Raw genomic sequence first — 22,048 nt, forward strand, 5'->3', positions numbered from 1 at the left:
TGGTTACTTGTTTTCCTGCCGTTTGCTTTCGGCAAGTTGTTTGATAGCCAGTTCGATGTTTCCGCCCAGCTTTTCCGTAAGGCGGGTAAGTTCCAGTTTCTCAGTCTCTTCGGTGGTGTAGCAAAGGTACTCTTCAGCCGAAACTTCTGTCGCATATACCGCACTTTGCGTACCGCCAAGCCCTATCCAGACCTCTTTATAAAGGCGGTTCGCTGCATTGGCAAGATTGATAGAAAGTATCTGGCTGCGTTCCTTGTCCGTCAGGCCGAGCAGGTTCTGTATTTGGTCGAACTTGTTTTGATACTTCCGCTGATCGAGCAGTATTTTGCAGTCACTGTTGTTGATAATCGTCTCTTTCACAACGGGGGAAGAGATAATATCATCCACTTCCTGCGTCACTACAACCGCCTCTCCGTAAAACTTTCTGACTGTTTTAAAAAGATAACGGATGTAGTTTGCCATACCTTCCTTGGCGATTGCCTTGCCGGGTAGGTCGGGGGCATTACTGCCCCTTTCCCCCCTAAGAACCGTACGTGAAAGTTTCCAATCATACGGCTCAAGCAACTTTAAATTTCTATCTAATAGAAACCAGCTCATTGTTACATCTATTTAAGTTGAATGACTTTTCTTCTGCAACTGTCATGTACCAAGAAATTAACTTTCTTTCCATTGACAATTCTTTCATTAGTTCCCCACGAGTGTTCTTTGTCTATGGGTTCTCCGCATATGGGGCATAAATGATTTTGTTTTTCCCACATATACAGCAATGATTTTCTACCATTAAGCGACTTGAGCATCTTGTAAGTCTTGCGCTTTTCAAAATATTCTTTCCATTCAGGGTCGAGAGGATTGGCTTCACCTTTCACTTTTACGTATCGGGTGATTTTCGTGTCGTACAGTCTTTTGAGGGCAATCTTATCATCCGCTTTACCCCTTTTGAAGTTCGCCACAAAGCACCAGTTACGATTCTTTATTCGTGTAAAGTATCTGCTGGCAATCCAATATTTACCTTTCTTGGGATGTCGTCTCTTGGCCCATTGCCATAGCTTTTCAAATATCAAGTAATCAGCTTTTCTGAATGTGTCCGAAGCCACGCAATTCTTGTAGTAATTCACCCAACCGACTATTACCGGATTCAAAAGTCTTATAAGAGATTCCTGTTTACTACCTTTATTGGAATCAATGATTCCTCTGATTTTCTCCATGAATCCCTTCAGACTCTTTTTGGACGGCTTTATTAGAAGTATTCCATTGTATTTACGGATATTGTACCCGAGAAAATCAAAGCCCTCTTCAATATGGGTTATCTTTGTCTTTTCTTCTGATAGAGTAAGTCCCCGACTTTCAAGGAAGTTCTCCACTAACGGCTTTATTTCCTCCAATGCTTCCCTAGTCCTTCCCGTAATGATAAAATCATCCGCGTATCGAACCATGTGAACCTTTGGATAATATACTTGTCCCTTAACGGATTTCCTATAATACTTTTCTGCGAGCATTGCTTGCAGACCGTCCAATGTCATATTGGCAAGAGTTGGCGAGATAATTCCACCCTGTGGAGTTCCTTCTTCCGTAGGGAATAATTCCTTGTTGAAAACGAAACCGCATTTGAGCCATTTTTTCAGCATGACTTTATCCATTGGAATATTTTCCAACAGCCAGTCATGACTGATATGGTCAAAACAACCTTTGATGTCTCCTTCTAAAATCCATTCGGGAGAAGCTGTCTTGGCAAGGACGCAAAAACATTGTTCTCTTGCATCGCCAGCACTTCTCTCTTTACGGAATCCGTAGGAGTTGCTGTCAGCAGTTGTTTCTGACACAGGTTCCAATGCGAGCAGATACAATGCCTGCATTGCCCTGTCTTTCATCGTCGGAATCCCTAATGGACGCAACTTCCCGTTACTCTTTTTAATATGTATCCTTCTTAGAGGTTGAGGGGTATAGCCTCTTCTTCTTAGCTCGCTGATGGCCTTGAATTTACTGTTGGAAGTTGCCCACACAGCTTTATCAACACCCGCAGTTTTACTGCCTCTGTTCGATGTAACACGTTTTACCGCTAAAGCTTTAGCGTAAAACGAATGCGTCAGCATCCACTGCAAAGCTTTCACCCTGCCGTGTTTGCCTGCTTTCTGAGCTTTTACAATACGTGCTTGTAGCTTATTAACCGCTATTTCGCACTTGTTCCAGTCTATGCTTTCCCAAGTGCTCCACTTTTGGTCAGTAGATGCACACGATGTCTTACTTTCGTTCATTTGCTTTTCTCCTTTAAATAAGTTCTAAAAGTTTCTTGTAAAAAGTCACCTTGCGGAAGTCAGCCCACTTTCGTGTGAGGTGATGTTTCAACCTCTATCCGCTCCATTACAGAATGGCATTCGCTTTTTCCACATTCCTCTGCCCGCATTTCATTCGGCTTTCCTTACGGTTTGCTTACCTGCTGTTATACAGGAGAAATACGGGTTTACCATGTTTCTTGTATATGACAAACGAATGGGTTAGAATCCGTCTATCCGCCGGCAGTCATCATGTTCGTGTAACCTTAGCATGAAGAAGGTTATCCGACTGCGTCCCTTTTGGGTTAGAGCCCAGTATCATTAACAGCTCATTCGAAGTTACGACGTTTATCAACGGTTCACATTACGTTATTCATACCATTCAGCCTAGCTCCCCTGCCACTCGATACTAACGGCAGTTGTCGTTCCCTCGCGGTTCTGACTTCTCCTTTCGGAAGGGCTTCATTGTTGGTTCTGCTATCGCACGACCTCATTGCTTACTATCGCACGTTCCCATAGGCTACTGTTGACGAAACAACAGGTTTAATCGTTCTATTTCCAGCGCGTGGAATGGAATGTTAAACAATCATATACAAGACTTACATGTCGCAGCCAAGCTTCCTCAATTAATATCATCTTGCGGATACCTTGCAAACGTCTCATTTTATTTATAAACGTCTCCATGATAATGATGGTGACAACCGGAAAGAGGATTGGATTATCCTTCACAACATCCAACTCAAATACAATAAACCGTTTGTTCAGTAAATCCAGTTCCTTGTCCGAGTTCAGCAGATACCCGTATTCACCGTTCTTATAATAAGGTTCCAGCACGTTCAGAAAACCGTCCACATCAAAGTCCTTCTCCCGCACGTTCTTGTCTGCCAGTATCTTGCGGTAGTCCTTCCTTACAAAGTCATAGAACGAGTTGAAGTTCGGCTTTATCTTCCGGTTCTTCTTTATCTTTTCGATATACAGGCTGACCGCATTCGAGAGCGCCACCTCTTCCGAACGTCGGGGCGGTTCGTTCTCCCTTTTCCAAAGGGTGAGTATCAGTGTCTTGATGCTGTCCCGCTTCTCGATGTCATACTGGTAATCCTCCGTGAAAAACGGATTGAAAGAAATCGGATCATTTTCCTTGTATGTAAAATAAATCCCGTCATCCCCTCTGGTCTTCTGATGTATCAGGTCACAGAGTCCCTTGTATGAATTTCCGGTGTCCACCAGCAGGATATGCGTCCCTTGTTCCCAGTACTGTCTCACAAGATGGTTGGTAAAGAAACTCTTCCCGCTGCCGCTGGGGCCGAGTATGAACTTGTTTCTGTTAGTCACCACCCCTTTTTTCATGGGTAAATCCGATATGTCGAGGAAGACGGGCTTTCCCGTCAGCCTGTCCACCATGCGGATGCCGAAGGGAGAGAGCGAGTTCCGGTAACAGGTTTCAGCCGTGAAGAAACAGAGCGCCTGCCCGGTAAACGTGTAGAACGTCTCTTCGGCCGGAAAGTCCGCTTCATTTCCTGGTATACCCGCCCAATAGAGAGCCGGAAGGTCGGTCGTGTTATGGTGCGGGGTACATTCCATCAAAGCCAGTGCGCTTCCCACATCGTTCTTCACCCTGCGGAGTTCGTCCCCGTTTTCCGCCCATGCGATGATGTTGCAATGGCAGCGCACCGACTGCAATCCATTGGTATGCGCTTCATTCAGGTATTCGTCCAGCCACTCCTTGTTGATCTGGTTACTGCGGCTGTACCGGGAAAGCGACTGCATGTTCTTCGCCATCTTCTCGAAACGGGAAAGGTTTTCGTTGCTGTCATCTATGAATATCCACTGGTTGTAGATATGGTCGCAGGGCAGCATTACGCCCACGGGGGCGGCATAACTCAAACGGCAGTCCGAACGGTCTGTCGAGAGGCGTTCGTATCGCCCGTCCGTCCTTACCTTTCCCGGCAGGTCATCGAGGTCGGAAAGTGTATGCAGGCAGAGCCGCTTGTCACCGATACGCATTTCGTCCGGATTCAATTGCATGTCCTGCAACATGGTCGTTCCGTCGGCCGAGAGCGTAAGGTACCGTTCGATAATACCCGGTTCGTTCTCCGTTCCCGTAATCTCTTCCGTGGTCAGCCGTTCCAGCCTGACAAGTCCGCTGTCGTTAACGATACTTTCAAACTGTCCCACCGCTTCCATGAAACGCTCCACCGTTTCCTTGTCCCTTATCTCCTTCGGAACCAGAAAACCACGGCAGAGCGTGTTCCAGTTGCTTTGTTGCCGGGAGCGCTCTTTGGTGGTCTTGGTGAGGAACAGGTAGCAGGCGTGGTGCAGGTAGGGACGTTCGTTGAAGTGGCGTTCAAAACTGCGGGAGAGAAAGCTGAGTTCGTCCCGGCGGATGTCCGGCTCGTATTTCTCCGTGATGAAAATATCCTGTTTGTGCAGGATTGAATAGTTCGGCAACACCTTGATTGCCTTCGCTCATGTGGCGTGCATCGCCTCATATTCTGCGGATGATACCGAAAATACTTCCGGCAGTGTGACCCGGAAAGCGACCGTGATGTCGGCGTCCTTGCTGACGATGCAGCCGTGTTCCACCGCCATGATGGGAAACTTGCTTTCCAGTGTGGATGCTTTTAATATACTTCTCATAATTTACGATTGTTGTTTGTTGATCAGACGTGTGATACGTTTTCGTGAGAGGATTCTCCGGGGATGCTGCCGGGCCGCGAACAGCTTCATCAGTCCGTGGCTGCCGTATTTACGGTTCAGCGTAAAGGTCAGCCATACCAGTACCGTAGCCGCCGATACTCCGAAACCGATGCAGATTCACTGTCCGACACCCGCCATATACATGATGACGAACATCACGAATACGGCAAGCAGTCCGGTGGCGAAAACAAACAGGTATTGTGCCCGAAGCCCCTTAAATTCAACCTCACGGCCCACACCTTTATTTATCTCAAAATCAGCCATAAGTTACTGTCTTCAGTATGAATCTTAGAGGAAGAACGATCTTAGGATGGTGGCGGCGACTATCAGGAAGATGCAGGCTCCGAACCAGCTACTGGCTGTTTTTGAAGTATCGGGGTCGCCCGAACTGAACTTCTGGTAGACTTTGACGCCGCCAACGAGACCGATTACGGCGCCGATTGCATAAATCAATTTTGTTCCCGGGTCGAAATAACTTGTCACCATCTGGGTGGCCTCCGTAATACCTGCCTGCCCATTTCCCTGGGCCATTGCCGCACTTGCCGCCGCAACGACGGCAAGCATCATAATCAATCTTTTCTTTTTCATTTATTTCCGTGATTTTTAGGTGATTAAAAAAGCCACGGACTGCCCCCTTTCACTATCCCCATAGGCAACCCGCAGCCGCTTATGGTTTATTGATTCAGGGGGTAAGTTCCGGCGGGAAATCAGCCGGAGTCATAATATGTTATTCGCATCGTTACTTGATTTTGTGGTGAAACACTCTTGTTAATTCTCTCTTGAAAGCAGGATGTGAATCATCCCGAATCGTAATAACCGTTTGTTCTCATTGTCTCTATTGTGTCTTGTCTTTATCAAGTTATTTCAGATATTCTCCGCACTTGAAACCCTTGCGGGGTGTATAGTCTTCAAAGGAGGTAGACTTGAATAGCCACATCCGGTTCGCCCATCGGGCAAGGTCACGCTCGTATTGCGTAGGCGTCCGCTTGTTTGCATAATCCCGGAAAGGGATAACAAAGGGAGTAATCCCCAGTTCCCTCAGTACGTTCAACCTGAACAAATCCTGCTCAACGGTCGAATTGAATCCTATCAGCACGTAGCAGGTTATCTTGTAAGGTTTCACATGCCTGACCATCTCTTTCAGGCGGTCGGTCAGATCCAGCCGGGGCAAATCCCACGCAATATGGATGTTCTGCTTCATCTTCATCCGGTTTAGATGCCAGGCCTGTTCCTCATTCATAATCCTCACATCCACACCGTGCAGTTTAACGGGTTGCCGGGCCTTCATCAAATAATCTACCGCCGATCTTCACTGCGGATTGGCAAAGAAATTGTTATCCAGCACCTCAATCCATTTCCCTTTCGGGTTCAGCTCCACCGGCTCCACGGCCTGAATGTATCCTTCCTTCCCACGGACGAGACAGAAGGGGCATTTACGGATGCAGCCCCTTGAAAAGAACTGAAGGGAAAAAGGATATTGGGGGTAAATGGAATAATCCATCATCCGGCTGTTTTCCACAGCTTCGGGAAGCCTGCCGGCAATATCATATCCCGTTCCGCCCTTTATGATTTCCTTCGCATCCAGCAGATTGTAATCATAGTCAGAACTAAAAGTGAACACTTTGCTTGCCAGCACCTTATCATACCGTCCCGTCGGTTCTGCCCATTCCACCCGATGCCCTTTTGCCTTGTAATAAGCTGAAAGGCGCATCAGCGCAAAATTGGGGAAGTTATGTCCGTCCACATCTACCAGTCCTATATTCATACGGATAAAATTTAATGGTGAATAGTTCTTGTTGCCTTACCGGGTGAATGCCGCAGGCGGTCTGTCATCCCGAATCGTAATAGCCTTTTGTCATAGCCATTCTGTTTTATAAGTAAGTTACCAAAGGTATTGTCTCTTCTTGATTGGAGTGTTCCCTTACCAGGCGGGAACATCCATTTATCAACCCGAATCGAAATAAGTCATATACATGGTTTTGTTGGTTTATTCAGTCATTAATACCATAGCGAATTTCTCTCTTTAAGGTGATACGGGCTGTCAACCCGTATCAAAATAACCTCTTGTCATTGTTACCTCCTTTTTTAATTGGTTAATCTCTGTCCGGAGCAGCCCCGCCCATTTGCTCGGCTTCATCCAGAAATTTGCTGATACGGCTGTCGCTGCCATTGATACTTTCCAGTATCGAGCGTTCAATCTGCGTATCTTTGATATGGTGGATCGCCCTTAAAAGGGACAATCGTTTGTCTGTCGGAATATCCTTGCCGTTGCAGAGGTCGATAATCAGGTCAATCTCTTCCGGCCCTATGCCGGTTGCCTCGCCCGAATACTCTTCGCGGATACAGTTCAAATCATCCAGTTCCTCGTTCAACTCATCCGTATCCACTTCGTCACCGTTTCCTCCCTGTCCGCTATCGCCATCCGGCTTGCCGGAACTCTCATCCGAAGAAGCCCTCCACTCTTCCACGCGCTTGTCCCGGAACAGTTCCGGAATGCGCTCCGGCGGCACTTGTGCTACCTTTTGTGGCGCTGTATCTTCGTTTCTGCCAGCAAAAGTAGAGGCATTTTCTTTACCTGCAATAGTTCCGGAACCGGTGACGTTTATTGGCGGCCGTTGACGTATCCCGTAGCTTTTTGTAACGACAAGACTGTCCGTTTCAGAGCGTTTTTGGGGAGGTTTTTCCATATTTTTGCCTTCTGCTTTTTTCTTAGCTTCTACCTTTTCGTCATCCTTCATTTCCGTTTTTGCGGTCGTGACATTCCTCTTTTCAGACTCCGGCGCTACCAGAACGTCTTTCTTTTCCGCTTTCCCTTTCGAGCGCCTGCGCCCTTTTTTCTGTTCCTCTTTCACCGGATCGAACCATCCGGCAACGCCCCGCAGAGCTTTTGCCATGCGGCGGCGTGCCTTTCCGAAACATATTTCGCCAAGCTGTCCCTTGAACAGGAACTTATCCATGAACAGATAGGCGAACAATAGCCAGAACAGAGCGATTCCGGCTTCATAGTAACCTGATTGTATATTCATACCCTAAAATATTTTGTTATAACTCTTTTGTAAATAGGTCTTCACCTCATCCGCATGTTTCTCGAAATGCTCCTTCAATACATTGTCTATGTAGTTTCCTACCGTCAACTGCCGTTTTCCGGCAATGCCCACGATGACTGATATTTTCTGGTGCAGTTCCTTGTCTATATATACCCCCTGTCTGCCTTCACATTTATAAGGGGTGAGGAATCTGCGTATAAAGTCAGCCAGAGCCGTGCGAATCGTTTTCGGTGACGTTTTTTCCGTAACCACTTCCGAACGGTCGGCACCACCTGCATCGGAAACATCCCTGACTGTTTCATTTGCAGTGCCATCCGCTTTTCCTTTCTCATCGGATAAAGCGGTTTCTCTATTTTCGCCATTACCTCCGCCGGTTGAAGGTACAGATGATAAAGGAGGCTCCGAAGGAACCCCTGCCATCAGGCTGCGCAGGTACGCTTCATCCACCGGATTTTGTCCGCTTGTTTTCTTTGCCATGACTATTCGGTTTTAAGTACAGATATGATTTCATCCATAAACGTATCGAAGCCGCACTCTTTGGTGAATGCCGCATCGGGAGAGAACAGCGTACTCCGGTAAACGGGGCCGCCCATAGCGGACAAGTCCTTGGTAAAGTTACTGCGCACGGGAATACGTGTTTTGAGACAATCCAGCCCTAACAGGGAAAAACCTTGCTGATACACATCATACAATGTCGTGCGTTCCCTGCGGTCAACCATGTTCCAGAATAGATGAAGACCTTTCAGTGCGGACACGCCGGTCTTTATCAGCCGGTCATTAATGGTGGTGGCAAAGTTCAGCGTGCTTTCCAGCACAAGACGGTCTGCCTTTATCGGCACGAACAGATAATCGAGCGCACTAATTGCAGCGATAACCCCGTCGCTACCCATAGTTCCGGGCAGGTCGAACAGTACCATGTCATAATGTATGTCCGATTTCCCTTCAAATCTCCTTCAGTCAGTCATACAATCCGGCGGGGTACTTCCAATGACCGGATAAGCCTTTTTCTTCAACCGCCCGGTCTGCTCCACCAAGAGGTTCTGATAAACGGGTGTGGTCTTCACCACTTCCATATCCCGCTTTTTCTGTTTGATGATTGAGTGCTGCGGATAGTCACAATCCACCACAGCTACATTCAGTCCTTTCACATAATGCAGTCACGATGCCGCATAAATGGTGAATGTTGATTTACCCACGCCACCTTTCTGGGTAGCGAACGAAACGAATAATGTTTTCATTCTCTTTTCCATTGTTCCTAATTTAAGTGAATAATTTGATTTATTGATAGTTTAGCGGATAGACACCTATCCGTTCATTCATTTCATTATCAGTTTAGCTATATAGCTACTTAGCTATGAAGCTATTTGTCTATTTAGCTACATACTTACATAGCTATGTAGCCACATAGCTATCCGGTTGTTTATCTAAGTATTTAGCTAATAATCTATTTACCTGTCCATTTATCCGAATATTCACATTCTTGTCTATACATCTTTATATATGTATGGCTGTATAAGCGGATAGATAGCCTTATGAACGCTTATCTGAAAACTTACTTAATCAAATGGCTATTCAGACAAAAAGCCATTCAGATAGAAAACCGTCCGCATAGTTATCCTGATAACCATCTTTTTATCTGTCCGGATAAGTAGCTAAATAACTATCCGACTGCAAATAAACCTCAAAAAGAGCATCCGTAATGTACCTGTGGTTTCAAAGTCATTTGTTGGCGGCTGTTGGCGTGATGCCTGATAATGACCATAACGAAAAAACTATCTACCTTTGTCGCCGGGAGAGCGCAGCCCGTTCTCGAAGAGAGAACGTAAAACAAACCCTTCAGACCTTTAATCCGGCCCAGCCGGATTTTAATATGCGTCAGCATATAGCGAGGTGTACTTTCAGCGGTTGAAAATATTTCCACCCGCTGAAAGTCTCGCCCGAAAGGTGTTTCGGGGGCAAAGGTTCTCCCAAGTCGAACCTTTTAAAATTTTCATGTTATGAAAGATGAAACAAGAATCCGTAACGCCGCAGGGCGTAAGGTGCTGGCGGACCCGCGCACGCACCGCTATTATCTTTGTCTCAACGACGGAGAGAACGAAAAGTTTATCTCCATGTTCGAGCAGTCCGGCATGAAGAACAAGGCCGAATTTATCTTCGCCCGTATCTTCGGTTGAGACTTCAAGGTCGTAAAGATTGACAAGGAAGCGCAGGAGTATTACGCCCAATTAACCGCTTTCTATCAGCAGTTCCGAAGAATTGGAAACAACTACAACCAATGCGTAAAGACCATCCATACCATTTACGGAGAGAAGAAATCACTTGCGTTTCTCTACAAACTTGCCGAAGAAACCCGTAAACTGGAAGAAGTATGCAAGCAGGTTATCGAACTTACGAAGCGGTACGAAAAGGAGTATCTTACTAAAAAGGAATAATGTCATGGTGCCGAATGTTACATCAGGCAGTTCATTTTACGGAGTGATAGCCTATAATAAAATAAAGGTGGACGACGGTACGGCAAAGGTATTGTGACACCCCAGAATTGCAGCGGACACTTCAGGCAATGTTCCGATAGAAAACTGTGTACAGGCTTTCGAGCCTTACGTTGCACTCAATTCGCACGTAAGTAAGCCGGTTATCCACATCTCATTGAATCCTTCTCCGAAAGACATTCTCTCGGAGGAACAGATGACCGTATTAGCGCAGGAGTTCATGGAAAAGTTCGGGTACGGGAACCAGCCTTATATTGTCTGGCTGCACGAAGACATAAACCGCAAGCACATGCACATCGTATCGGTACGCATCAACGAGCAGGGTGAAAAGATAGACCATAACCGGGAAGCTATCCGGGCACAGAACATCTGTCGTGAAATGGAAGTGAAGTACGGGCTTCATCCCACACTCGGAGAACATGGCGAGCGGGAACTGGTAAGTCTGCAAAAGGTGGACTATCCGAAAGGTGATGTGAAAATGCAGGTAAAGCATACCGCCCACACCTTGCTGGAATGTTACAATTTCCATTCGCTTGCCGAATACAACACCCTGCTGAATCTGTACAACGTAACCGCTTACGAGGTCAGGGGAAGCGTGGACGGAAAGGAATACCACGGCATCATGTACGGAGTTTTGGACGATGACGGGCAGCAGGCGGGGACACCTTTCAAGTCCAGTAAGTTTGGCAAAGTATTCGGTTATGAAGCATTGCAAAAGAAGTTTGCCGCATCCATTGAAAAAGTAAAGAGAGACAATCTCGCCGAAAGGACACGCAAGGAAGTCGTCAAAGCCATGCAGGGCATAAGCACGAAGGAGGACTTTGCACGCAGGCTGAAAGAGGCGGATATAGAAGTCATTTACCGTATCAATCCCGAAGGGCGTCTATATGGCATCACCTTCATAGACCATACCACCCGGACGGTGTTCAACGGCTCTCGTATGGGCAAAGCCTTTTCAGCCAACGTGTTCAACGAATTGTTCAACAATCCGGATGCAGACCGTGAAAGACTGATACCGCAACCGGAGCAGGCACCGTCCCGGCAGGAAAGGGAAGCGAGAGCGGAAGAAAGGCAGGAAGGGGCGGAATACCGGCAGCAGGAAAATCAAAGCCATCAGCAAAGTGAGTTTTCCGACAGTTTGATTGATACATCCGCACTCGGTGCCGTTGACATTTTCTCCGTACTCATGGAAGATGACCATACGCACGAATACATCGACCCGGCTTTCCGCTTCGGGCGTAAGAAAAAGAAAAAGCGCAGGCGCAGATTATAATATAATAAGGTATAGAACAAGAAGTTTAATTTTAACAGTTACGATTATGCAGAATGAAGATGATTTAAGAGGTCTTGCCAAAGTCACGGACTTTATGCGGGCCATCAGTTTTTTATTTTTGGCGATACACATCTATTGGTTTTGTTACGGCTGGCTCCACGAAATGGGCTGAACGCTTGGCATAGTGGATAAAATACTATCCAACTTCCAACGCACCACCGGGCTGTTTTCATCCTTGCTTTACACAAAGCTGTTTTGTGTCCTTTTCCTTGGTCTGTCCTGTATGGGCAACAAAGGAGTGAAGAAACATGAAATCACATGGAGGCAGATTATCATTGCGGCCATAACGGGCACTATACTCTTTTTCCTGAACTGGTGGTTACTATCCATTAGTGCATCATCCGGTGTGTGTGCGGTACTTTATACCACAACACTGACCGGCGGTTTCTTCTGTCTGCTGGCATCCGGTTTATGGATAAGCCGTCTGTTGAAGAACAATTTATTAGAGGATGTTTTCAACCGGGAGAATGAATCCTTCATGCAGGAAACAAGGTTGATGGAAAACGAGTATTCTGTCAATCTGCCGACCAAATTCTGGTATAAAGGCAAAGTTTACAACGGCTTTATTAATCTCGTAAATATTTTTCGAGCGACAATGATATTGGGAACACCGGGCAGCGGGAAATCCTATGCCATTGTCAACCAATTTATAAAACAGACCATTGAAAAATCCTATGCACTCTACATATACGATTTTAAGTTTGACGACCTCTCAATTATCGCCTATAACCACTTGATTAAGTACAGACACCGCTATAAGATACCACCCAAGTTTTATGTAATCAATTTCGACAATCCGAGAAAAAGCCACCGTTGCAACCCGTTGGCTCCAGAGCTTATGACCGATATTTCAGACGCTTACGAGTCCAGTTATACAATCATGTTGAACCTCAATAAAAGTTGGGTGCAGAAGCAGGGAGACTTTTTTGTGGAATCCCCAATAGTATTGTTTACTGCGATAATCTGGTTTTTGAAGTTGTATGAAAATGGTAAGTATTGCACATTTCCACATGCAATAGAACTACTTAATAAAAGGTACGAAGATGTATTCACCATTCTGACAAGCTATCCTGATTTGGAAAATTATCTGTCTCCTTTCGTTGACGCATGGAAAGGGGGTGCTGCCGAGCAGTTGATGGGGCAGATTGCATCCGCCAAAATTCCACTGTCAAGACTGATAAGTCCTCAACTCTATTGGGTAATGTCCGGCAGTGATTTTACGTTGGATATTAATAATCCCAAAGAACCGAAAATATTATGTGTCGGCAACAATCCCGATAGAATTTCTATTTATGGAGCAGCTTTAGGTCTGTATAACTCCCGCATTGTGAAGTTGATAAACAAGAAGAAGCAGATGAAAAGCTGTGTGATAATTGACGAGTTACCCACTATTTTCTTTAAAGGTCTGGATAATCTGATTGCCACGGCACGAAGCAATAAAGTGGCGGTTGTATTGGGCTTTCAGGACTTCAGCCAGTTGAAGCGCGACTACGGCGACAAGGAGGCCGCTGTAATCATGTCAACTGTGGGCAATGTTTTCAGCGGTCAGGTAGTGGGTGAAACGGCCAAAACCTTGTCGGAAAGGTTCGGGAAAATCCTGCAAAAAAGAGAGTCCATGAGCATCAACCGCAACGATACGTCCACTTCCATCAACACGCAACTGGACAGTCTGATACCTGCATCCAAAATCAGTACATTGAGTCAGGGAATGTTTGTTGGTGCCGTAGCCGACAACTTCGGAGAGACAATCGAACAGAAAATTTTCCATGCGCAGATAGTCGTGGACAATGAAGCTGTACAGAAAGAGACGGCGGCCTACCAGCCCATTCCCGAAATCAGCTGCTTTCTGGACGAGAATGGTAATGATACAATGGAGCAGCAGATACAGGCTAACTACCGGCAAATCAAGCAGGATATTGTGGAACTTGTAGAGAACGAGTTAATCCGCATAGAGAATGATCCTAAATTAAAGTATTTGTTAGGTGATAATGAAAATAATAATTCCTAATAAGGATTTTAGAGGATAGTCCTATTTCAACAAAGCAATATGTCAAAAATAGGACTATTCCAATAATTATATGCCAAATAAGGCATAATATAATAATTACTCAGTTGAAATAATTATAGGATTCTTAAAATATGGGTGAGAATATTTTAATATCCTTTTATTTGTCTTGTCTTCTAACTTTATAATCGGATAGTCCCATGTATTTTCTATGTATTCTTTTATACGAAGCAATGTTAAAGCCTTATATTTTCCATTAAACATATAAAAAGTTGGAGTGTTAATAAAAAAAACAGCTTCAACTTCGAAGCTTAAAATGCTATAATCAATATGAAACATTTCTTCTAAATGTTCTTGCAAAACTTGAAGGTTGTTTATAAGCCAATTTTTCTTTCTTTCAAGTTTTTTTTCATATTCAATAAAATTACTATAATCAATTCTGTAACCGACAGCATCATACCGGGCACGATTATATTTTGTATCTGCAATAAAAACTTTATTCTTATTTTTATTTACAATAATAAAATCAATTTCACCTACTTTCGGAGTGTTTATATTTATATTCTGTTTTTTACCTTTTTGTCTAAATGATTCTATATTTCTACAATATGGATATTTGTTTTGTTGAAATATTTTTTCTATTTCATTTTCTAATAGACGATCATGTTCTAATCCTTTCTTATTCATAAAATCAACCATACCTTTGTCCTTTAACCATTCTTCAGGCATATTATTCCAGTGTATCATATTTGAAGCAATAACCATCATGCTTTCTGCAATCTTATTGTTTCCTATTAAAGCTCTTTCCACACCATCAACAATATAAGTTAAAATGGGTCTAAACATATATCGTTTTTCAGAATAAGGTTTTAAAACAGCATTTTCGAGAGTTAATTTATTAGTTTTGGACAACATTAATCCAGAATAAAACATTGATGTGTTTTCTTCAGAAGTTTTACATTCAGTTGCCAAATTAATTGGCAATATATAAGGCTCTAATGTTTGCTCAGGATTATTACTATGATGTTTTTTTAAATATGGAATTATTCCAATTGCCTTATTATAATCAATTGAGAAATTATCTTCTAACGCTCTTTTCAATTCATTCAATGCTCCTTCATCAAAAAAAGTTTCATAATCTATACCGAAATATCTACACAAGGTCTCGTTGACTTTTCCGAAATTGTTTTGCCATCCGCATGTAAATACATTTTCTTCAAATTCTATATAATAAGCATTTTGAATCATCTTATGGTATGCGATATAAATTGCAAATTCATAAATCCAATTACCTAAATAATATAACTCCTGTATTGTATTTATTATCTCTTTATAATCAAGTCCTTTTTTTGCAGTTAATTCTATATCACATGCTTGTTCTAATATCAATTTTAGAACTCTTTGATAACGAGGAAAGTCAGACTCTATTACCTCTGGTAATTGGAAACCTTCGAGTTGCTTTATATACAGAGCAATTGATGCCTCATGAAATAGAAATACGCTTTTAAAAAATATTTCTGTATCTTGTTTTAATATCAAATCTTTAAATTGACCAATAAAGTATTCAAAGCATGACATTAAAATTTTCTCAACTTTTTCATGGTCATAAGTAGTTGAATTACCATATTGTTCTATAATATATTGGGATAAGCCTATATTCCAATATTTATCTATAAAAGGTTCAAACTCAAAAGTTAATATTGGATATTCATCAATAAATATATGAGACATAATTTTGATTTAAATTAAATAGTTAATTACATATAATTATTATACATTTGAAGCTGATATTTTATTATTTCGAGCATCAATTATTATAACATTTTCCTTATTTGCTATATTAAGTTCTCTCAATAGGCGTTTAACTTTTTGTTCTTCTTTATCTGTAAAATATAAGATTACAGATATATATTTATCTGTATCATTTGCTTTTGCGTAAATAGATAGTTGGTGTTGTAAATTGGATTTTAGTTTGCTATTAGAAGCTAATTTAAACTCTATTAAAGTTTTATCCATTGCGCCTTTTGATATAGTATAATCAACAATTCCCCGTCCATTTTCAACCTCCCTATTGACATCAAAAGCAGTATTATACCACACGGCTTTAAATGAAATCTGCGCATCCTTCTCTCTTACAACCCCTTGTTGCCAAGATAAGCGATAACCATCTTTGTCTTCTATAAAATTTTTAAAATAATTAATTCGTGCTAAAGACTCATTATACGAATCTGTGTATAAATCTCCCTTTAATAGATTATTTAATTTGAATAAATTTTCCATTTGTTGAAAATACTTTTTCTGAACTTCTATCCATCGCTTGATAAAATCAATATATTTTAACTCGTTATTTGAAAACGATGTGAATATAATTTCATTTTCTATCTTATATCCACTTTTAATCATCAAAGAAGAATATTGAGCTAATTCATGATTTTGGGTAAGACTTGTAAAGTCTATTTTCTGAAGCAGCTTATGTGTCAGCGAATTAAGATAATCAACTAATTTACTTTCTGTTATTAGTCTCCCATGCGCGCACTTTGAATATGGATTATAAAAAATCTCTTCAACCATAAGAGGTGATTGTTGCGTAAAATATTCTTTAGCTTCTCGAAATTCAGGCAAATCAAAAGGGAATAATTTCAACCATACATTGTATTTTGAGATAAGGAGATTAAACGGATTTATTTTTGTGGAAGATGCAGGTTTCATGAAATCATCAAAATAAGATTTGATATAATCATATGTTTCTTTTTTAATGTCCTCATTGTTTTCTATGCGAAAAATAAGTAAATCTACAAATTCTTTTAGAAAAAGTGGAGTTCCGCACCCTTTAGGAAAATTCCCAAAACTTTCTATTGTATATTCCAAATAATAAGTAATATCTTGTTTCCAGTCAATTCTGTCTTGATTATTAAGAATGTGCTGATAACAATAGATAACTTTGTCGGCTGTCATTTGTGGTGTATTCGCATAGTCCAGTTTATTAAACTCATTAATTGACAATAGTTTTTGATGCCATTGGCAACAAAAAGGGAATTTATCAAATTTCACTTTCAATTGCCTCACTATTTCTTTATTAGTTTCTTGACAGCCTTTACATTTTCTATAGTCATGAAGGTCACCTAAAGTTGGCTCAATAGGATATGGTTTTGCTAAAAAGGTGGCAATGAAATATTGAATATGTCTACCACCACATTCAACATCATGCTGTTCTTGCAGATAAAGAGCTGTTGGAATTTTCATATTATTCTATAAATAAACAATTGTTATCTTTTATACAAAAGTACAGAAAAATAAGGAGAAGCATCATTCTTAGTAAAACAAAAAGTGACTTCCTATCTTTTTTAAGACTCTAACTTATTTAAATAGGGTTGCCATTTCTCGCCAATCACCGCCATCTGTTCCTATCCGTTTCAACAACATAACATCTTATTAATTAATATTCTACATTCGCACCGACGGGATAAAGTTTACCCGGTATTGATTAATTATTGTATCACTTAAATTATTGATTTTATGGCTAAGAAAAAGCAAGAACAACAAGAACAGAGTCAGGACGAGCATGTAATGGCCATCCTTGACAAGCGAACGAACAAAACCGCAGTTGTTTCCAAAATGAATGAACAGGACGGCAGTCTCGAAATCGTGCCACCCGACAAGAAGAACAGCGGCAGCTTCCTCAAACTGGACCGTACCTCACCGCTGGAACTGTTCTTTACGAATTTCAAAAACCAGTATGACAATCCCACGAGTTTCAGTTTCTTCCTCGTACCTCTCGTTCTTTTGGACAAGACACTGAATGCCGTAGTTCAAATCCGGAAAGGGGAAGACCCCGGAGCGGAAGGCAAGAAACTGGTGGAAAACAGCGAACTCAACGATGAAGGGCGCATCGCCAAACTTGCCCGAAGGTATAAGTTCGACGAGCATCAGCTCCCGTGGAAAGAGCTCTCCGCACTGGGAATTGACAAGCAACTGCTGTTTGACAACCATTGCATGGGAGAAATGCTGAAAGGAAGAATTACCTCAAAGGCTTTTCCCATCAGTAAGGAAGTGAACGGTGAAAAGAAGGATATGGGAGAAGCCTGTTTCCTCTGTGTCAAAGGGGAGGACGGCAAGGTACAACTGAAAACTCTAAGCAGGCTCGACAAACCGCAGTATGACCTGCCTGCCTATAAAGGAGTATTCACCGACGAGGAAAAGCAGTCACTTAAAGACACCGGAACTTTGGGAACAGTCAAGGAGATGAAGGATACCCATACGGGAACGGTCTGCAATTGTTATGTGTCCTTTCATGAACCGAGCAACCGTATCATTACCATGCCGGTGGATGCCATCAAGATACCCGATTATATCTACGGAAAAAGGCTGGATGACAAACAGAAGCAAATTCTCGCGTCAGGCGGACAGCTTCCCATCAACGACATACAGCGCAAAAACGACACATTGCTTTCAGGTGTCGCTTTCGTTGATCCGAGAATTATGGACATCGCATTCAAGCAGTCCGGCGAACAACTGAAGGTCAACGACACTATCATGGGTGCCAAAATCACGCCTGAACAGAAGAAGATGCTCCAGAACCATGAAATGGTGTTCGTTGAGAATATGCGTTACAAAGGCAGGGTATTTTCCGATGATGTACGTTTCAGCAACAAGAGCAACCAACTACTGATAGGACGTAACGCCCGTGAATACAAGCCCGCCATTGAGGGTAGGAAGAACGACAAGAAAAAAGAGGTGAAACAGCAGGCACCCCGCCATGTGGCGTCTGTAAAGGCCCAGTCCAAAAAGAGCCTTTCAGTCATGTAACAGATAGATTATTCATGTTTTTAGCAAATATATACCCGGTTCTCTTTTATGGCAGCCGGGTATATGTTTAATATCCGATTAACATTTTAAAGCGATAACAAATGATTATACAAGATAAAAATACCGCAACCGGAGAATTGTCCTATTTTGAGACGACTCTCCTTCTTTATTTAAAGGAAAGCCATCCGCATATTGCCGGTGACAAAGCACTTGTCCGGGCACGGGCTGACGAGGCGGAAGGCAGCTACGAACGTGCCATACATGACGGCTTATCCGTTACGCAGGCTTTGCAACTGGCCGAGGCCGTTCTCTATCAAGACTTTCGCTTTTCCAGATTCGATACGGTTTTCGAGGTCGTGTCGGAGTGGTTTCCCGAAGTACGGCCTGAAAGACGGACGGGTTTCTGCCTGAAAGTATTGTCGCCCGCAGAAACAGTATTCAGCAAATATTCCATAGACGACCGGTTTGAATCATCCCCGTCCTATCATACACTTACCGTTGAACTTACAGGTTTCATACAATTTTATATAGAACAATATGGCATATAACAAACGACAACATTTGGCGGACAACATAGCCGCACTTGAATTGATATTCATGCGCCCGGAGTTTTGTCTCACGGAAGAGGGACGCAAGGTTTTGAACGGTTATTCGGGTTTCGGAGGATTGAAGTGCATCCTGAATCCGGCGGAAAAAGACACGGACATTGAAAGATGAACGACAGACAGGGAACTGTTTCCCCAGGTCCGACTGCTGCATGAACTGTTGCGTGAGTATTCCAAAGACGGGAAAGAATACAAGGCATACGTCCAAAGCCTCAAAAACTCCGCTCTCACAGCCTTTTACACACCGGAACCGGTGGTAACGGCCATGCAGGAATCCTTGCAGGTACCGGGAATCCGTCCGGGACGTTTTCTTGACCCTTCTGCCGGAACGGGCATGTTTATCAGCGGCTTGAAGGATGTTCCCGAAGTCCATTGTTTCGAGAAAGACAAGCTCACGGGAAAAATCCTCTCATCCCTCTATCCGGAAAGCAGAGTGACCATAGACGGTTTCCAGTCCATACAGCCCTATTATAATAACTACTTCGATATGGTTTCATCCAATATCCCGTTTGGAAATACCAGAGTTTATGACCGGGATTTTGACCGGAGCGAAGACGTCGTGCGTAAATCCTCACTTGCTGCAGTACACAACTATTTCTTTCTCAAAGGTATGGACACGTTACACGAAGGCGGGATACTGGCCTATATCACGACTTCGGGCGTCATGGACTCGCCACAGAACCGTCCCGTCAGGGAATGGCTGGTGAACCATGCCAATCTTGTTTCAGCCATACGTTTGCCGGATAACCTGTTTGTTGATGCGGGTACGGAAGTGAGCAGTGACCTGATCGTATTGCAGAAGAATACCCGAAAATCGGAACTGACCGAAAAGGAACGGAACTTTATTGAAACCCGCCTTATATCAGGCAGCATCAATATCAACAACAGCTATGCCGATTTAGACCATATCGTCCATACTTCCGTATCTATGGGCAAAAACATGTACGGACAACCGGCCATGAATTTTATTCATGAAGGAGGTGTCGGCGCCATTTCCGAACATCTCAGGCAGTTATTGGCGCAAGATGTGGAGAACCATCTTGACCGGAAACTTTATGATGACAATCTATCCCGCTCAAACAATTCCACCATCCTCAAAACGGAGTTTGAGACACTATTGGAAACAGCAGGAGAGGCAGAACGGCAGGAGGTACAGGAAAAAAGCTCCGCACAGTCCTATGAACCCATGCTCAACCTGTTTGCCGCCTATGCGGATGAAGAGCAAGCGGAGGTGCAAGTCGTAGAAAGCAGACCTTCACCAAGCCGGGCACCGTCGGTATCCCGCAAAAAGAAAGGGAATGAACCGGAAATGTTCAATCTTTTCTCCCAAGAGAACATGTACGATGAAGCCGCCACGCAGGAAGACATGACCGGGGAACGGGCGGCAGCGGAAGCAAAATGGCAGGAGCGCAGACAAAAATTCGAGGAAGAGCGGAAGAAAGAAATGGAACCACGACCGTTTACCGGAGAGATACGTCCCGAATACAAGAACGGCTCCATCGTGAAATCGGGTGAGCAATACGGATATTTAAGGGGGGTGGGTACTCCCGAAGCACAATTCCATCCGCTTAAACTGACAGTCACCCAACAATACCGGGCCGCCTACTATATCCCGCTCCGTGAAGCCTACCACAATCTCTACAATAAGGAAGCCGAAACGGAAACCGAACAGCCGGAACTACGGGAAGAACTGGTCAAGCGGTATGACAGTTTTTACCGCATGTTCAGGGAATTGAATGGAAAGGACAATGCCAAGTTCCTGCTGATGGATGCCGGAGGACGGGAAATACTTTCATTGGAACGTTCCGTTAACGGCAAGATACAGAAGGCGGATATCTTTTCTGTTCCCGTATCGTTCAACGCCAATGAAGTGACACATGTGGATACACCGCAGGAAGCGCTTGCGGCATCCCTGAACAAGTTCGGAGAAGTCAATCTGGAATATATGGAAAATCTCAGTGAAACAGGCAGGCAGGAACTGCTCACACAACTGGAAAACCGTATCTTCTACAATCCTATGATGAAGAACTATGAAATCAAGGACCGTTTCATAGCGGGCAATGTAGTGGCCAAAGTCGAATGGATAGAGAACTACCTGAAAGACTATCCCGATGACGACGCAAGCAAGAAATCATTGGAAGCCTTGCAGAAAGCCATACCGGAGCCGATCAATTTCGAACTGCTTGATTTTAACCTGGGAGAAAGGTGGATACCCGTATCCGTATATGAAGAGTTTGCCGGTTATCTTTTTGAGGCAAAAGCCCATATCCACTATACGGAATCCATCGACGAGTTCAGTGTGAGTTTTGAAGAAACGAACGCGAACATCACCGACAGATATTATGTGAAAGGGGAAAAAAGAGGTTATTACGGAAACGACCTGCTGAAACATGCGCTGCACAACACGGTGCCCGACATAACAAAAACCGTGCAGGATGAAGAAGGCAATGATATAAAGGTACGGGATGCCGAGGCCATCCAGCTTGCCGACGCCAAAATCAATGAAATAAGGTCTGCTTTCACAGGCTGGCTGAATGAACAGCTCCCCGAATTTAAACAACACCTTGCGGACATGTACAACCGCAAGTTCAACTGCTATGTACGCCCGGATTATGACGGTTCCCTGCAAAGTTTCCCGTTCCTTGACCTGAAAGGGCTGGGCATACCGTCCTTGTACGACAGCCAGAAAAATGCCGTATGGATGCTGAAGATGAACGGCGGCGGTATAATCGACCATCAGGTACTGCGCCCATAAGGGCATATAGTAAATGTAGGCTTAGCAACCTACCCGGCAAG

General features: G+C 43.6%; 16 protein-coding genes and 4 pseudogenes. 7 read left to right on the forward strand and 13 right to left on the reverse strand.

Annotated features, from left to right (window positions below):
• Positions 1–3: 3 nt before the first annotated feature.
• From DW182_RS08750 to DW182_RS08805, 11 genes and pseudogenes are all read right to left on the reverse strand, one after another.
• Positions 4–597 carry a TraG family conjugative transposon ATPase gene (locus tag DW182_RS08750; protein ID WP_032844123.1) on the reverse strand — a complete coding sequence of 198 codons (594 nt, stop codon included), beginning with the start codon at positions 595–597 and terminating at the stop codon, positions 4–6.
• A gap of 8 nt (positions 598–605) precedes the next feature.
• Positions 606–2,252 (reverse strand): group II intron reverse transcriptase/maturase, encoded by a 1,647-nt coding sequence (gene ltrA, locus DW182_RS08755; protein ID WP_005655094.1) that lies wholly within the window; start codon positions 2,250–2,252, stop codon positions 606–608.
• A 630-nt stretch (positions 2,253–2,882) separates the two neighbouring features.
• Positions 2,883–4,907, reverse strand: a pseudogene (locus DW182_RS08760) (TraG family conjugative transposon ATPase); the annotation flags it as partial.
• Between the two features lie 3 nt (positions 4,908–4,910).
• Positions 4,911–5,231: pseudogene (locus DW182_RS08770) on the reverse strand (DUF4133 domain-containing protein).
• A 24-nt stretch (positions 5,232–5,255) separates the two neighbouring features.
• Positions 5,256–5,555, reverse strand: coding sequence for a DUF4134 domain-containing protein (locus tag DW182_RS08775; protein ID WP_032844128.1), 300 nt, complete (start codon positions 5,553–5,555; stop codon positions 5,256–5,258).
• A gap of 271 nt (positions 5,556–5,826) precedes the next feature.
• Positions 5,827–6,255: a hypothetical protein gene (locus DW182_RS08780; RefSeq protein ID WP_009040015.1), complete on the reverse strand. Its 429-nt coding sequence runs from the start codon at positions 6,253–6,255 to the stop codon at positions 5,827–5,829.
• 21 nt (positions 6,256–6,276) lie between these two features.
• Entirely contained in the window at positions 6,277–6,732 is a 456-nt protein-coding gene (locus DW182_RS08785) for a hypothetical protein (RefSeq protein WP_011965463.1), read from the reverse strand.
• A gap of 328 nt (positions 6,733–7,060) precedes the next feature.
• Positions 7,061–7,993 (reverse strand): hypothetical protein, encoded by a 933-nt coding sequence (locus DW182_RS08790; protein ID WP_011965462.1) that lies wholly within the window; start codon positions 7,991–7,993, stop codon positions 7,061–7,063.
• Positions 7,994–7,996: 3 nt separating this feature from the next.
• On the reverse strand, positions 7,997–8,491 hold the full coding sequence (locus tag DW182_RS08795) for a DUF3408 domain-containing protein (RefSeq protein ID WP_009040018.1): 495 nt from the start codon (positions 8,489–8,491) through the stop codon (positions 7,997–7,999).
• A gap of 2 nt (positions 8,492–8,493) precedes the next feature.
• Positions 8,494–8,904: a ParA family protein gene (locus tag DW182_RS08800; RefSeq protein WP_032844135.1), complete on the reverse strand. Its 411-nt coding sequence runs from the start codon at positions 8,902–8,904 to the stop codon at positions 8,494–8,496.
• 63 nt (positions 8,905–8,967) lie between these two features.
• A complete protein-coding gene (locus tag DW182_RS08805) occupies positions 8,968–9,162 on the reverse strand; it encodes a conjugal transfer protein TraA (RefSeq protein WP_080510700.1) in 195 nt (64 codons plus the stop codon).
• Between the two features lie 849 nt (positions 9,163–10,011).
• On the opposite strand from DW182_RS08805, the pseudogene mobA reads away from it, so the two are divergent.
• The 3 genes and pseudogenes from mobA to mobC all read left to right on the forward strand — a co-directional run bounded on the left by mobA (position 10,012) and on the right by mobC (position 13,844).
• Positions 10,012–10,446, forward strand: a pseudogene (gene mobA / locus DW182_RS22465) (conjugal transfer protein MobA).
• 136 nt (positions 10,447–10,582) lie between these two features.
• A complete protein-coding gene (mobB, locus tag DW182_RS08820) occupies positions 10,583–11,776 on the forward strand; it encodes a conjugal transfer protein MobB (RefSeq protein ID WP_032844130.1) in 1,194 nt (397 codons plus the stop codon).
• Positions 11,777–11,822: 46 nt separating this feature from the next.
• A pseudogene (mobC, locus tag DW182_RS08830) lies at positions 11,823–13,844 on the forward strand (conjugal transfer protein MobC).
• Between the two features lie 96 nt (positions 13,845–13,940).
• Here the strand turns inward: mobC and DW182_RS08835 are convergent.
• Both DW182_RS08835 and DW182_RS08840 read right to left on the reverse strand, forming a co-directional pair.
• A complete protein-coding gene (locus DW182_RS08835; protein WP_042994497.1) occupies positions 13,941–15,572 on the reverse strand; it encodes a hypothetical protein in 1,632 nt (543 codons plus the stop codon).
• 39 nt (positions 15,573–15,611) lie between these two features.
• The gene (locus tag DW182_RS08840) at positions 15,612–17,084 is read right to left on the reverse strand and encodes a hypothetical protein (protein ID WP_051671267.1); all 1,473 of its coding nucleotides are present in this window, start codon (positions 17,082–17,084) and stop codon (positions 15,612–15,614) included.
• 273 nt (positions 17,085–17,357) lie between these two features.
• Here DW182_RS08840 and DW182_RS08845 point away from each other — a divergent pair, with 273 nt between their 5' ends.
• The 4 genes from DW182_RS08845 to DW182_RS08860 all read left to right on the forward strand — a co-directional run bounded on the left by DW182_RS08845 (position 17,358) and on the right by DW182_RS08860 (position 22,007).
• A complete protein-coding gene (locus tag DW182_RS08845) occupies positions 17,358–18,647 on the forward strand; it encodes a DUF3945 domain-containing protein (RefSeq protein ID WP_032845669.1) in 1,290 nt (429 codons plus the stop codon).
• A 101-nt stretch (positions 18,648–18,748) separates the two neighbouring features.
• On the forward strand, positions 18,749–19,195 hold the full coding sequence (locus tag DW182_RS08850; protein WP_032845671.1) for a DUF1896 domain-containing protein: 447 nt from the start codon (positions 18,749–18,751) through the stop codon (positions 19,193–19,195).
• The gene (locus DW182_RS22290) at positions 19,185–19,364 is read left to right on the forward strand and encodes a hypothetical protein (protein ID WP_009860214.1); all 180 of its coding nucleotides are present in this window, start codon (positions 19,185–19,187) and stop codon (positions 19,362–19,364) included. The genes DW182_RS08850 and DW182_RS22290 overlap by 11 nt, the downstream gene beginning before the upstream one ends.
• A gap of 153 nt (positions 19,365–19,517) precedes the next feature.
• Positions 19,518–22,007, forward strand: coding sequence for an N-6 DNA methylase (locus DW182_RS08860; RefSeq protein WP_233564115.1), 2,490 nt, complete (start codon positions 19,518–19,520; stop codon positions 22,005–22,007).
• Positions 22,008–22,048 lie beyond the last annotated feature (41 nt).

The organism is Bacteroides sp. AM16-24 (assembly GCF_003471885.1).
In the GTDB taxonomy this organism is placed as follows: domain Bacteria; phylum Bacteroidota; class Bacteroidia; order Bacteroidales; family Bacteroidaceae; genus Bacteroides.